The following is a 13807-nucleotide window of genomic DNA, read 5'->3' on the forward strand; positions in this document are numbered from 1 at the left end:
GGCTCTGTGTTGGGGAAGGGCATGGGGCGGGACGGGGCGATGCTGTTCGGCAGGTGGACGTACGAGCAGTTCTATGGGTTCTGGCCCGGTCAGACCGACAATCCGTACACGGGCGCGCTGAATCGGGCGCGGAAGTACGTGGTGTCCAGGACGCGGCGGGAACTTCCCTGGGAGAACTCGGTGCTGGTGACGGACGTGGGGGACGTCGCCCGGATCAAGGAGGACGAGGGGCTCACGGTGCTCGGGAGCGGGGAGCTCGCGCGGGAGCTGATGCGGCGGGGGCTCGTCGATGAGTGGCTGCTGATGGTCCATCCCCTGGTGCTGGGGACGGGCCGGCGCTTGTTCGACGGGGTCGAGGTGGAGTTGCGGCTCGTGGATTCGGTGGTGACGACGACCGGGGTCGTGATCGCGACGTATCGGGGCAGGGAGGAAGCATGAAGCTGTACGCGCTCAACATGATCCAGCCCGTGGGCGAGAAGCCGCCGCCGGAGGCCCTGGACAAGGTGATGGCGGAGCTCGCGGAGGTCCGGCGGGACCTGGAGTCGCAGGAGGCGTGGGTGTTCGGGAGGCCGCTGCACGGCCCCGAGGCGAGCACCGTGGTGCGGCTCAGGGACGACGAGGTGATCGCGACGGACGGGCCGTGGACGGAGGGCAAGGAGTTCATTGGCGGGATCATCATCATCGAGGTGGAGGACCTGGACGCGGCGCTGCAGGTGGCGGCGCGGTACACGCGGGTGACGGGGCTGCCGATGGAGGTGCGGCCGTTCCAGGGCCTGATCTGATCGAGCGGATCTTCCGGGCGGAGCATGGGCGGGCGGTGTCCGTCCTGGTCCGGGTCTTCGGCGATGTCGACGTGGCCGAGGAGGCGGTGCAGGACGCGTTCGCCGAGGCGGTGAGGAGGTGGCCGGCGGACGGGGCGCCGCCGAGCCCGGCCGGGTGGATCATCACGACGGCGCGGAACAAGGCGATCGACCGGCTGCGGCGGGAGGCGGCGCGGGAGGGCAAGCAGGCGCAGGCCGTCCTGGTGAACGTGGCGGAGCCGGTCGAGGAGGGCGTTGTGCGGGACGAGCGGCTGCGGCTCATGTTCACGTGCTGCCATCCGGCGCTGGCGCTGCAGGCGCGGGTGGCCCTGACGCTGCGGTTGCTGGGCGGGCTGACGACGGCGGAGATCGCGCGGGCGTTCCTGGTGCCGGAGGCGACGATGGCGCAGCGGCTGGTGCGGGCCAAGGGGAAGATCCGGGACGCGGGAATCCCGTACCGGGTGCCGGAGGAGGCGGATCTTCCGGGACGCCTGACGGGGGTGCTCGCCGTCATCTATCTGGTGTTCAACCAGGGGTATGGCGGTCGGGACGAGCTGGCGGCGGAGGCGATCAGGCTGGGGCGGGTGCTGGCGGAGCTGATGGCGGACGAGCCCGAGGTCCTCGGGCTGCTCGCGTTGATGCTTCTGATCGAGTCGCGTAAGGGCGCCCGGATGCGGGACGGCGAGCTCATTCTGCTGGCCGATCAGGACCGCGCGTTGTGGGATCGGGGGCTGGTGGACGAGGGGCAGGCGCTCGTCCGGCGGTGTCTGCGGCGGAACCGGCCCGGGCCGTACCAGATCCAGGCGGCGATCAACGCGGTGCACGGTGACGCGGCGCGGGCGGAGGAGACCGATTGGCGCCAGATTCTGCAGTTGTACGACCAGCTGATGGGGGTCGCGCCGAGTCCTGTGGCGGCGCTCAACCGGGCCGTGGCGGTGGCCGAGGTGGAGGGCGTCGAGGAGGCGCTGGCCGTGGTGGACGGGCTCGATCTCGGCCACTACTACCTGTTCCACGCGATCCGCGCGGATCTGCTGCGGAGGCTCGGGCGGCGCGAAGCGGCTGCGGCGGCTTATGACGAGGCCATCGGACGGACGGAGAACGAAGCCGAGCTGGCCTTCCTCAGGCGTCGGCGGGTCAGCGTGTGCGGTTGAAGGTCTGGCCGGCGACGAGCGCGCCGAGGGCGATGGTGAATCCGACGATCTGCCAGGGCGTGAGCGTCTGGCCGAGGATGAGCAGCCCGGCCATGGTGGCGACCATCGGGTTGGTGAGGCCGAGCAGGGACACGGAGGTGGCGGGCAGCCGGTCGATGCCGCGGAACCACAGCGCGTAGGCGATCGCGGTGCCGACGAGCCCGAGGTAGGCGAAGCCGAGGACGTTGTCGCCGGTGACGGTGGACGGGACGCCCTCGGCGGCGAGGGTGAGCGGGGCGAGCGCGAGGCCGCCGACGGTGAGCTGCCAGCCGGTCATCACGAGCGGCGACTCGGGGCGTCCCCACTTCTTGGCCAGCACGATCGCGGTCGCCATCAGGGACGTCGCGACGAGCATGGCGCCGATGCCGAGCGGGTCGAGGCGGGCCTCGGAGCTCAGGGTCAGCAGCGCGACGCCGCCGGTGCCGGCGAGCGCGGCGTACAGCACGGCGCGGGCGGGGCGGACGCGCAGGACGCCGAGGGACAGCAGCGCCACGACCAGCGGCTGGACGGAGCCGATGGTGGCGGCGACCCCGCCGGGCAGCCGGTAGGCGGCGAAGAAGATCAGCGGGAAGAAGGCCCCGAAGTTCAGCATGCCGAGGACGATCGACTTCCACCACCATTCGCCGCGCGGGAGGCGCCGGGTGACGGCGAGCAGGATCAGTCCGGCGGGCAGCGCGCGGAGCGTGGCGGCCAGCAGGGGGCGGTCCGGGGGAAGCAGCGTGGTGGTGACGACGTAGGTGGTGCCCCAGCTCGCGGGCGCGAACGCCGCGAGGGCCAGGTCGGTCGTGTAGCGGGTCCGCTTGGCCTGCGGCAGGGCGACGGCGGCGGTCAACGTGATCACCTCGACGTTCGGGACCGGAGGGCGGTTACCCGAACGTCAAGTCTGTGAACGTTGAGAGTATTCCCGCTGAAGAAAATCAGCGGGAGCGCAGCCGGCTGATCTCGTACAGGGCGATCCCGGCGGCGACGCCCGCGTTGAGCGACTCGGCCGCGCCCGGCATCGGGATCGTGACCAGCAGGTCGCAGGTGTCGGCGACCAGGCGTCCGAGGCCCTTGCCCTCCGAGCCCACGACCAGCACGAACGGCCCGGACGCGACCTCCAGGTCGGCGACGGCGACGCCGCCGTCCGCGTCCAGCCCGGCGACGAAGCAGCCCGCCTTCTGGTACGCCTTGAGCTGCCGGGTGAGGTTCGTGGCCTGCGCGACGGGCACGGTGGCGAGCGTGCCCGCGGACGACTTCCAGGCCCCGGCGGTGACCCCCGCGGCGCGGCGCTCGGGCACGACGACCCCGGTGGCGCCGAACGCGGCGGCGGACCGGACGATCGCGCCGAGGTTGCGCGGGTCGGTGATCCCGTCCACCGCGACGACCAGCGGCGCCGCCCCGGCGAGCAGGTCGTCGGGGTGCGCGTACCGGTACGGCTTGACCTGCAGCGCGATGCCCTGGTGGACGGCGCCGTCGGTCATCCGGTCGAGCTCGTTCTTCCCGGTCTCCAGGAGCGGGATCCGCCGGTCGGCGGCGATCTGGATCGACTCGCGGACGCGGTCGTCGCTGCTGGTCATCACGTAGAGCGTCGTCCCCGGGACCCCGGCGCGGAGCGCCTCGAGGACCGGGTTGCGTCCCGTGACCAGCTCCGGGACCTCGCCGTTCGCGCGGCGCGCCCCCGCCGGGCGGCCTGACCGCCCGGCGGCGCGGTCACCGGTCTCGGCGGCGGCCTGCGCGCGGCCGCCCGGGCCGAGCGTCGGCGTGCCGGTCCGCTTGGCGCTCTTGACGGCGCGGGCCTTCTGGCGCTTGCCGTGCCAGTGCCGGTCCTCGGCCTTGGGAGTCGGTCCCTTGCCCTTGCGCTTGGCCATGATCGTTACGCCCCTCGCGACGGTTGCGGTCCGCCCGCCCTCGCGACTGCCGGGCGGCTCGGTTCTCGGCGGGACGGTGGCGAACCCCCGCGAACGTCCAATTTTATCTGCCGCACGGCGCCGTCCGTGCAGGGCCGCGTCAGCCGCGCTTGAGTTCCCAGCGGGCGCCCTGCGGGGTGTCCTCGACGAGGATCCCGGCCTCCGAGAGGCTGTCGCGGATCGCGTCGGCGGACGCGTAGTCCTTGCGCGCGCGCGCCGCCTGCCGCTGCTCCAGCGCCACCGCGACGAGCGCGTCCACGACGGGACGGAGGTCGTCCTCACCGGCCCGGCTCCACTGCGGGGCCAGCGGGTCGACGCCGAGGACGTCCCCCATCGCCCGGACGTCCGCGAGGTGGCGGCGCACCGCGTCGCGGTCACCGGACGCGAGCGCGTTGTTCCCCTCCCGGACGGCCTCGTGCAGCACCGCCAGGCCGTGCGGGACGCCCAGGTCGTCGTCCAGCGCGGCGGCGAACGCGGCCGGGACGGCGGGCGCGGGCGCGACCACGCCGACGATCTCCGACGCGCGCGTGGCGAAGCCCTCGATGCGCTGGTAGGCGGAGACGGCCTCGGCCAGGGACGCGTCGGTGTAGTCCATCAGCGACCGGTAGTGCGCCGAGACCAGGTAGTAGCGCACCTCGGCGGGACGGGCCTTGCCGAGCAGATCGGGCAGCAGCACCACGTTGCCGACGGACTTGCTCATCTTCTCGCCGTCCACGGTGAGCAGCCCGTTGTGCAGCCAGTAGCGGGCGAAGCCGTCCCCGGCCGCCCGGGACTGGGCGATCTCGTTCTCGTGGTGCGGGAAGATCAGGTCGACGCCGCCGCCGTGGATGTCGAACGCGTGCCCGAGGTACTTGGTCGCCATCGCCGAGCACTCCAGGTGCCAGCCGGGACGCCCGTCGCCCCACGGCGTCTCCCAGGACGGCTCGCCGGGCTTGGCGCCCTTCCAGAGCGCGAAGTCGCGCGGGTCGCGCTTGAGCCGCTCGTTGGGGGTGTCGCCGGCGGACCGCATGTTCTCCAGCAGCTGGTTCGACAGGCTGCCGTACTGGTCGGCCCACGACTTGACGTCGAAGTACACGTCGCCGCCGACCGCGTACGCGTGGCCCTTGTCGATCAGCCGGCGCATCAGCGTGATCATCTCCGGGACGTGCCCGGTGGCGCGCGGCTCGATCGTCGGGGGCAGGCAGCCGAGCAGGTCGTAGCCCTGCGTGAAGACCCGCTGGTTGCCCTCGGCGACCGCGAACCACGGCACGCCCTGGTCCGCCGCCACCGCGATGATCTTGTCGTCGATGTCGGTGACGTTGCGGGCGAACGTCACCTCGTAGCCGGACGCGCGCAGCCAGCGCAGCAGGACGTCGTAGATCACACCCGACCGCAGATGGCCGATATGGGGGGACGCCTGCGGGGTGGCACCGCACACGTACATCCCCACGCGGCCCTCTTCGAGAGGCTCGAACGTGCGGACGCTACGGGTGCCGGTGTCGTAGAAGCGCAGACTCACAAGAACAGGTTATTGGAATCGCGTGTACGGCGGAGCGCCTAGCGCCACAAGGCCGCTATGCCAGTTGGTAATAGGCCCCCATGCCATTCGGTCAGGCGCCTGCGCCGGCCCGATCTCCGCGCACGGGCTGTTGCCGGACACGAACGCGGGCGCGTCCGGCGGCACCGGAGATGTCCTTATCGGGTGAGCCGTGCGGCGCGGGCTTCGAGATAGCGCCGTTCCGGGAGGCTGGTCGTGGTGCGGGCGGCCTGCCGGTACGCCTCCCGCGCCGCGTCCGGGTCGCCCGCCATCTCCAGCAGGTGGGCCCGGACGGCGGCGAGCCGGTGGTGCCCGGACACGCGGTCGTCGCCGTCGAGGGGCCGCAGCAAGTCGAGCCCGGCGGACGGGCCGTCCACCATCGCGACCGCGACCGCCTCGTTCAGGGTGACCATCGGGTTCGGCGACAGATGCGACAGCAGCCGGTAGAGGGCGAGGATCTGCGGCCAGTCGGTGTCCTCCGGCCGCGCCGCCTCCGCGTGGACGGCGGCGATCGCCGCCTGCAACTGGTACGGGCCGGGCGGCGACCACGTCAGCGCGTCGGTGACCAGCGCCGTGCCCTCGCCGATGGCGTCCTGGTTCCAGAGCGTCCGGTCCTGTTCGGTGAGCGGGATCAGCAGGCCGTCGTCGCCGGTGCGTGCCGCGCGGCGCGCGTCGGTCAGCAGCATGAGGGCGAGCAGGCCGGTGACCTCGCCGTCGTCCGGCAGCAGCCGGTGCAGCGCGCGGGCCAGCCTGATCGCCTCCGCGGTCAGGTCGGCGCGCTGCAGGTCGGGCCCGTTGGACGCGGTGTAGCCCTCGTTGAAGATCAGGTACAGGACGTGCAGGACGGCCCGCAGCCGCTCGTCCCGCTCCTGCGGCGGAGGCGGCGCGAACCGCGCACCGCTCGCCCTGATCTTCTGCTTGGCCCGGCTGACCCGCTGCGCCATCGTGGCCTCCGGCACGAGGAACGCGCGGGCGATCTGCACCGTGGTGAGGCCGCCGACGGCGCGCAGCGTCAGGGCGACCTGCGACGACGGCGACAGGGCCGGATGGCAGCACAGGAACAGCAGCGTCAGCGTGTCGTCGCGGTCGCCGGGGCGGGCGTCCTCGTCCAGGGCGGGGCCCGCCTCGTCGCCCCGCTCCCTGGTGAACACGGCGGCCTCGCGGTCGCGGCGGGCGCGCTCGCTGCGCCACTGGTCGGTGAGCCGCCGCGTCGCGACGGTCAGCAGCCAGCCGCGCGGGTTCTCCGGGACGCCGTCCTCCGGCCACTGGACGGCGGCGGCGAGCAGCGCCTCCTGGACGGCGTCCTCGCAGGCGTCGAACGCCCCGTGCCGCCGGACGAGCGTGCCGAGGACCTGCGGCGCGAGCGTGCGCAGCAGGTCCTCGACGGCGGCCGGGACGGTCACATCTCCGTCCCGGCGTCATTCATGATCGCCCGGACCTCCATGCGCCCGCCGTACCGGACGTCCGGCCAGCGCTTGGCGATCTCCACGGCCCGCTCCTCCGTCTCGCAGTCGACGGTGAGGTAGCCGGCGAAATGCTCCTTGGCCTCCAGGAACGGCCCGTCCGTCACGGCGGGCTGCCCGCCCTTCGCCACGACGGTCTTGGTCGTGGACGGGTCGGCCAGCGCCTCCCCCCCGACCCACTCGCCGGACTCCGACAGCTCCTGCATGATCGTGCCGACCTCGGCGAACAGCGCGTCGCGCTCCTGCTCCGTCAGCTCCTCCACGAAACCGGGCCGGTTGAAGATCAGCAGCATGTATTTCACGTCGTGTCTCCTCATGTCGTCTATGACTCGTGTCGTCGATGAGCGGCGTGCCCTGGGCGGGCCCGTCACCCATGGATCGGAACGGCGGACACGTTCTCGACATCCCCCGCGAGAATTTCTTCAGAGAAGTTCGGTCAGGTCTCTGACCTGGTGACATAGTGCCGTGAACGCCGGCGCGTCCGGCATCTGGGCGGCCACGGTCAGCAGATCCGCCCAGCCGGCGGCGGCGCGCACCGTCACCAGGCCGTTGTCGATCTCGACCTCGCGGATCACCGGCCAGGGCAGCCGCTCGCCGTCCTTCTCGACGCCGCTCAGGTCGACGGAGAACGGCCCCATCCGGACGGTCTCCCCCGCCTTCACCGCCGCCAGGTGGCGCGGGACGATCCGGGCCGTGACCTCCTCGGCGACGGCGATCCCGAGGGCCCGCACGTCCGGGATGTCGTCGCCGAGCCGCAGGACGCCGCCGTCCTCCGCGACGATCGTGATCGTCCAGCGGGTGCGGTCGTCCGGCTCGTTCTGGACGCCGGAGACGGTGACCGACGTCAGCTCGTCCCACACGTAGCCGGTCTCTCCGCCGCGCCCGGTGACCGACAGGCCGCCGGTGTGCAGGACCACGACCCGGCCGCGGACGCGCGGACGGTTCCGCCCCACGATCCAGCCGACCGCGCTCGCGTATCCCATCGCGATCAGGAGCGCCGGGACGCCCACCCACCACACGTGGCCGCGCATGTAGAGGATGGCCACCGGCACGAGCGACAGCACCGCCAGGCTCATCAGCGCGAGCAAGGCCCACATGCGGAAGGCGGCGGGCCGTCCGTCGAACACCCGGACCGGCTCGCCGAGGCGATCCCCCGAAATCACGGCCCTGCCTTTCTGAGGGCGAGCCCCAGGCCCCCGGAGGGTCGGCCCTTCTGGGGGCAGGCCCCAGACTCCCGAGAAGGTCGGCTCGATGATCCTCGCCTCGCTGCGGTCATCGAGCCTCCTCTCGGTATGTCGTCGTCCATACCGTACGTCTCCGCCCATATCGCTCGCAGCGCGATGTGATCATCCGGAATGGACGAGCCGCCGCCGTCCGCGCTGGCTAATCTCGCCTGTGGACCCCCTCTGGCACCACTCCCCCCGGAACGAGCGACATGCCATCTGATCCGACCCGGCCCTCCTTCACCGCGGCGCAGCGGCGGCTGCTCACCGCCCTCGCCGGCCTCATCGTCGCAGCGCTGGCGGGCGCCGCGTACGCGCTCAGCTACGACGTGCTCCGCGACCTCGCCCGCTACGGCGGCGTCAGCGAACGCTGGGCGCCGCTCTACCCCGCCATCGCGGACACCCTCACCGCGATGACGATCCTGTCCCTCGTGATCACCCGGAACGCCCGCTGGTGGACGCGCCTGCTGCGCTGGACGCTCCTGCTGCTCCTGCTCGCCGGCGGCGCGGCCGTCTCCGTCCAGGACTCGGTCTGGGGCATGTCGGAGCTGCCCCGCGACTCCGTCCGCGCGGGCGTGGCCGTGGCGCCGCACATCATGCTGGTGCTCGCCGTGTGGCTGTGGCTGACGATGTTCAAGCAGATCCGCGTGTCGCGTCCCGTCGCCGAGGAGGCCGCGCCGGTCGACCAGCGCGGCCACGTGAAGGTCCTCGAACCCGCCGCGCCCGAACCGCTGGCCCTGGAGGCCCCGGCGGAACCCGCCCGGCCCCAGCCGGAGTCGCCCTTCGACTTCCTGGACGACACCGAGCCGCTCATCCCCTTCGCCCCCGAAGAGCCCGCCGCCGACCAGGACGTCGAGGACGACGACGCCGGACGGCCCGCGCCGAGCCTGTCGCCCGGGCTGAGCCTGTCCTCCGAGCCGGGCCTGCCGTCCGAGCCGCCGCCGCTGGACACCCTCCCGGAGGCGCGCCCGCCCGCCGACCCCGTGGTCTCCGCGCCCGCGCTGCTGCCCACCGATGTCGAGCTGGTCAGGACGCGCGATCGTCCGGACGCGCAGGACCGTCCGGTCGCGTCGACGACCCGTCCCGACATCGTGATGCCCGCCGCCCACGCGCCGGACGCCGACGAAGACGACGCCCAGCCCGCCGACCGCGCCGAAGACCCCGACGCCGATGACGGCCCCGCCGCCAAGGACGTGAATCCGCCGCCGTCGAGCAACTTCCGCAGCGGCCCCACCCCGCCCGTCGACTGAACGCGGGCCTGAACCCCTGCACCGAACGGGCGTGACGCGGTGCGGTGGGAGGGTACCTAGGCGCCATGAGCGCCCTACTCGCTCGGCTGATCGACGACGCCGCTCTCGGCCCGCCGGGGCGCGTCCCGATGGGCGAGGCGCTGGCGGCACACCGCGCCGCCGCCCGGGATCCGGCCGCCGGACGGTTCCTGTGCCCGGCGTCACGGTTCGCCGAGCTGCGGGCGCGTCTCGTCCCGGAGGACCTTCTCGATCTCGGCCTGATCGCGGACACGGGGATCGAAGAGCTGCCGGAGACCCTGGAGACCGTACGGGCGGAGCCGCGCGTCCGCCCGTCGGCGGTGCGGATCGCGCTGCCCGAGGACGCCGACCAGGCCCGCGCCGCCGCCGTCACGATCGCGCAGCTCCCCGCCGACGTGCCCGCCCACATCGAATTGCGGCGCTCACCCGGATGGCGGGACGCGCTCGACCGCCTGTCCGCGGCCAGGGAGCACGGCGTCCCGCTGGGCGCCGCCTACCGCGTGGGCGGCCCGGCGTCCGAGGTGGCGGCGTTCGTCTCGGCCTGCGCCGAGCGCGGCCTCCCCTTCACGTGCACGGCCGGGGCGGATCGGCCCGTACGGCACCAAGACCGCCACGGGTTCCTGAACGTCCTGCTCGCCGCGGCCTGCGCGAGACGCGGGCAGGACGTCCGGCGGGCGCTCGAACGCGCCGACCCCTCCGGCCTCGCCGCCGACCTGCTGGCGCTGACCGGCGACGAGGCGCGGGCGACGCGCCGCCTGCTGCTCTCGGTCAGCGTACCGGGCGCCGCCGCCGCCCTGTCCGCGTTGTCCCTGATCAAGCGCTCGCCGCCGGACTCCGCCTCCGCCACCGGGTGAAAGGGACGCCCTGGGGAAGATATGGCTGCATGACGACCGATTCGTGGGTTGAGGTCAGCGCGGACGGCGGCTACGGCGTCGAGAACCTGCCGTACGGGATCTTCTCGCGTCCGGGCGAGCTGCCCCGCGTCGGCGCGGCCATCGGCGATCAGGTGCTCGACCTCGCGGCGATGTCCGCGGCGGGCATGGTCGAGGACCGCCGCTACTTCGCCTCGGGCTCGCTGAACGCCTTCATGGTGGCCGGACGCGCCGCCTGGGCGGCGAACCGCGCGCGGCTCGTCGAGGTGCTCACCGACGAGTCGTACCGCGACCAGGTCGAACCCCACCTGATCCCCGTCGCGGACGTGGAGCTGCTGCGCCCCTTCGAGGTCGCGGACTACGTCGACTTCTACTCCTCCGAGCATCACGCCAGGAACACCGGACGGATCTTCCGCCCGCGCGACGAACCGCTGCCGTCCAACTGGAAGCGGCTGCCGATCGGCTACCACGGGCGCGCCGGCACCGTGTACCCGTCCGGGACGCCGGTCATCCGGCCGTCCGGGCAACGCAGGACGCCGGGCGAGCCCGAGCCGTCGTTCGGCCCGTCGCAACGGCTGGACTTCGAGGCGGAGGTCGCGTTCGTCGCGGGCGTCCCGTCCGCCGCGGGACGCGGCGTCCCGACGGGCGCGTTCCGCGAGCATGTGTTCGGGTTCGTCCTGCTGAACGACTGGAGCGCCCGCGACCTTCAGGCGTGGGAGTCGCGGCCCCTCGGCCCGTTCCTCGGCAAGTCGTTCGCGACGTCGATCTCCTCCTGGGTCGTGCCGGTCGCCGCGCTGGAGCCCGCGCGTGTGCCGCCGCCCGTCCAGGACCCGGCTCCGCTCCCCTACCTGCACTGCGAGGAGCCGTGGGGGCTCGACCTGCACCTGGAGGTTCTGATCAACGGCCAGGTGGTCAGCCGCCCCCGCTTCGCCTCGATGTACTGGACGCCGCCGCAGCAGCTCGCCCACGCGACGGTCAACGGCGCCCCGCTGCGCACCGGGGACCTGTTCGCCTCCGGGACGGTCTCCGGCCCCGAGCGCGACCAGCGCGGCTGCATGCTGGAACTGAGCTGGAACGGCCAGGAACCCCTCGAACTGGGCGACGGCACCACCCGCTCGTTCCTGGAGGACGGCGACACGGTCACGATCCGAGCCCAGGCCCCGGGAGCGTCCGGCTCCCGCGTCACGTTCGGCGAGGTGACCGGCACCGTCCACCCGACTCGCGCCTAGCGGCCGGGCCGCGTCCCCTCCGTCTGCAGCGCTCGGGTGCAATCTTTTTCCGCCTGCGCGTCGAGACGCTCCCAGCCCTCAAGCGCCCGATCGAGCTCGCCACGGTCACCGTGCAGGCGCCAGCGGGCGCGGGCGAGGCAGGCCGCCGCCCACCCGTTCTCCTCGGCGGACGCGGAGGCGGACGCCAGCAGCTCCGACGCCTCGGAAAGCCCCGCCGCCACGGCCAGTTCCGCGCCCGCCGCCCGCGCGTAGGCCAGGTAGGGATCAAGGGGCGTGCCGACCTCGAAGGCCCGGCTCACAATGGCTTCGGCATCACCGAACCGCCCATCGTGGACGGCCAGCCGGGCGTCCACGAACACCGCGACCGCGTCCGTCGCGAGCGCGCCGCCCGCCACCTCCCCGGCCCTGGACCGCCACAGCGCGACGGAATCCGGCTCTCCGAGCATCCCGCCCGCGAGCACCGTGGTGCACACCGCGGGCAGCATCCAGCGCGGCGCGGGCCGTCCGGCCCTCTCCCACTGGTCCCACATCCGCTCGGCGTGCCCGATCGCGTCGCGGAACCCTCCGGTCAGCGCGAGCGGCTGGACGAGTCGGCTCGCCGTGATGTGGGTGTCGCTCAGCAGGTCGTCGTCCATGCCCGCTCGCGCCGCGGCCATCCCGCCGGGCAGCTCGCCGGCCATGATCGCGTAGATGCAGGCGCGGCCGTAGGTGTTGCAGACCTCCGGCGCGCAGTACGGGTCGTCGCGGTCCATGGACGGCAGCAGTTCCAGGCGTTCCCGGGTGATCCGGTTCGCCTCCCGCAGCCGTCCGGCCCGCAGCGCCGCCGTCGCCGCCGCGCAAAGCCCGGAGCTGATCAGCACCGGATCGCCGGTCGCCCGGACGGCGGCGAGGGCCTGCCGCGCCGACTCCGCGTCCGGCGCGCCCCGGTCCGGGCCGTCCAGCCAGGCCCGTGCCACGGCCAGGCACGCCGCCACCTCCGGATCGCCCTGACCGTCCCCGCCCCCGGCTTCGACCGCCTCGGCGAGCAGCCCGCGCAGGCGCTCGGGCGAAACGTCGGTCTCGAACGCCTCCGGGAACCGGCACGCCGTCTCCACCGCGCGGGCCAGGTCGATCGCCCGGCCGCGCCGGTCCCCGGCCCGCCGGGCCTGCTCGGCGGCCTCCAGCAGCAGCTCGAACACGTGCTGGTTGGACGTGGTGCTCACGTGCGCGCATCCGGCGCCCGCCCGCAGATCGACCGCCGCGGAGGCGGCGTCCGGCGCGACCGAGGCGGCGGTCCGGTAGTGCGCGAACGACTCCAGCAGATGGCGGCGGGCGAAGGTCAGATGCGCCAGCGCGCTCGCCAGCCGATGCGTCACCTCGCACGGGCGGCTGGACGCCGGCAGCGCGGACCGCAGATCCGCGGCCATGGCGTCGAAGTCCTCCCGCCACACCGGATCACCGAGCCGCGACTCCAGGCCGGACGCCGCCGACGCCGCCCACCGCAGGTGACGCTCCCGGATCTCATCGTCCTCACCGGCGGCGGAAAGCTGGGCCCGTGCGAACGCCCGCACCGTCTCCAGGAGCCGCCACCGGCTGACCCGTCCCCGCAGATGCACCACGAGGCTCTTGTCCACGAGCCGTCCGAGCAGGTCCGCGACGCCCGCCCGGTCCCCGCCGACCGCGGCGGCCGCGTCCATGTCGAACGCCCCGGCGAACACCCCGAGCCGGCGGAACAGCGACTTCTCCTCCTCGTCGAGGAGATCATGGCTCCAGGACAGCACGGCGCGCAGCGACCGGTGCCGCTCGTCGCCGCCGCGCCCGCCGGACAGCAGGCGCAGGGCGTCCTCCAGCGCGGCGAGCAGCCCCGTGGCGCCCAGCGACGCGCCCCGGGCCGCCGCCAGCTCGATCGCGAGCGGCACGCCGTCGAGCCGCGCGCACAGGTCCGCGATCACCGCGGGGTCGGCGACGAACCGCGGGTCGGCGGCCAGCGCCCGGTCGTGGAACAGCGCCTCGGCGTCCGAGCCGGGCAGCGGGGAGAGCGGGACGCTGCGCTCGCCGGGGATGCCCAGCCGCTCCCTGCTGGTCACGAGCACGCGCGTGCCGGGGCAGGCGGCCAGGATCCGCTCGGCGAACGCCGCCGCCTCGTCGATGACGTGCTCGCAGTTGTCCAGCAGGAGCAGGGACCGACCGGCGCCCAGCCGCGCCGCGACGGCGTCCGCCAGCGGCTGGTGCGACCCCTCGGTCACGCCGAGCGCGGTCGCGACCGCCCGCGCCACAAACCCGTCGCGGACGGGCACCAGGTCCACGAAGGCGCCGCCGGACGGGAACAGCGCGCCCGCGTCCGCCGCGACCACCGCCGCCAGCCGGGTCTTGCCCAC

The 13807-nt window shown here is 73.6% G+C and carries 13 protein-coding genes; 6 read left to right on the forward strand and 7 right to left on the reverse strand.

What is annotated here, in order from left to right; genetic code table 11:
- The 3 genes from ETD83_RS31770 to ETD83_RS45550 form a co-directional block, all read left to right on the forward strand.
- On the forward strand, positions 1-438 hold a 438-nt coding region (locus tag ETD83_RS31770; RefSeq protein ID WP_205717996.1), incomplete at its 5' end, for a dihydrofolate reductase family protein.
- Positions 435-782 carry a YciI family protein gene (locus tag ETD83_RS43995; protein ID WP_138648900.1) on the forward strand — a complete coding sequence of 116 codons (348 nt, stop codon included), beginning with the start codon at positions 435-437 and terminating at the stop codon, positions 780-782. The genes ETD83_RS31770 and ETD83_RS43995, both read left to right, overlap by 4 nt.
- An 8-nt stretch (positions 783-790) precedes the next feature.
- Positions 791-1951, forward strand: a complete 1161-nt coding sequence (locus ETD83_RS45550; RefSeq protein ID WP_268920519.1) for an RNA polymerase sigma factor — start codon at positions 791-793, stop codon at positions 1949-1951.
- Here the strand turns inward: ETD83_RS45550 and ETD83_RS31785 are convergent.
- From ETD83_RS31785 to ETD83_RS31810, 6 genes are all read right to left on the reverse strand, one after another.
- The gene (locus ETD83_RS31785; protein WP_230421326.1) at positions 1935-2822 is read right to left on the reverse strand and encodes an EamA family transporter; all 888 of its coding nucleotides are present in this window, start codon (positions 2820-2822) and stop codon (positions 1935-1937) included. The genes ETD83_RS45550 and ETD83_RS31785 overlap by 17 nt on opposite strands.
- Before the next feature lie 85 nt (positions 2823-2907).
- On the reverse strand, positions 2908-3840 hold the full coding sequence (gene rlmB / locus ETD83_RS31790; RefSeq protein WP_138648901.1) for a 23S rRNA (guanosine(2251)-2'-O)-methyltransferase RlmB: 933 nt from the start codon (positions 3838-3840) through the stop codon (positions 2908-2910).
- A gap of 139 nt (positions 3841-3979) precedes the next feature.
- A complete protein-coding gene (cysS, locus tag ETD83_RS31795; RefSeq protein ID WP_138648902.1) occupies positions 3980-5377 on the reverse strand; it encodes a cysteine--tRNA ligase in 1398 nt (465 codons plus the stop codon).
- A 176-nt stretch (positions 5378-5553) separates the two neighbouring features.
- Complete coding sequence (locus ETD83_RS31800; protein WP_138648903.1) at positions 5554-6798, reverse strand: RNA polymerase sigma factor; 1245 nt, start codon at positions 6796-6798, stop codon at positions 5554-5556.
- A complete protein-coding gene (locus ETD83_RS31805; RefSeq protein WP_230421327.1) occupies positions 6795-7151 on the reverse strand; it encodes a YciI family protein in 357 nt (118 codons plus the stop codon). Before ETD83_RS31805 ends, ETD83_RS31800 begins: the two co-directional genes overlap by 4 nt.
- A gap of 129 nt (positions 7152-7280) precedes the next feature.
- A complete protein-coding gene (locus tag ETD83_RS31810) occupies positions 7281-8021 on the reverse strand; it encodes a DUF6585 family protein (RefSeq protein ID WP_138648905.1) in 741 nt (246 codons plus the stop codon).
- Positions 8022-8293: 272 nt separating this feature from the next.
- On the opposite strand from ETD83_RS31810, the gene ETD83_RS31815 reads away from it, so the two are divergent.
- The 3 genes from ETD83_RS31815 to fahA all read left to right on the forward strand — a co-directional run bounded on the left by ETD83_RS31815 (position 8294) and on the right by fahA (position 11450).
- Positions 8294-9331 carry a DUF2637 domain-containing protein gene (locus ETD83_RS31815; protein ID WP_138648906.1) on the forward strand — a complete coding sequence of 346 codons (1038 nt, stop codon included), beginning with the start codon at positions 8294-8296 and terminating at the stop codon, positions 9329-9331.
- Between the two features lie 65 nt (positions 9332-9396).
- Positions 9397-10203 (forward strand): hypothetical protein, encoded by an 807-nt coding sequence (locus tag ETD83_RS31820; protein WP_138648907.1) that lies wholly within the window; start codon positions 9397-9399, stop codon positions 10201-10203.
- Positions 10204-10232: 29 nt separating this feature from the next.
- Positions 10233-11450, forward strand: coding sequence for a fumarylacetoacetase (gene fahA / locus ETD83_RS31825; RefSeq protein WP_138648908.1), 1218 nt, complete (start codon positions 10233-10235; stop codon positions 11448-11450).
- Here the strand turns inward: fahA and ETD83_RS42955 are convergent.
- A partial coding sequence (locus tag ETD83_RS42955; protein ID WP_171064548.1) for an ATP-binding protein occupies positions 11447-13807 on the reverse strand: 2361 nt, incomplete at its 5' end. The two genes, fahA and ETD83_RS42955, sit on opposite strands and share 4 nt — an antisense overlap.

It is taken from the genome of Actinomadura soli (assembly GCF_005889715.1).
GTDB lineage: Bacteria > Actinomycetota > Actinomycetes > Streptosporangiales > Streptosporangiaceae > Spirillospora > Spirillospora soli.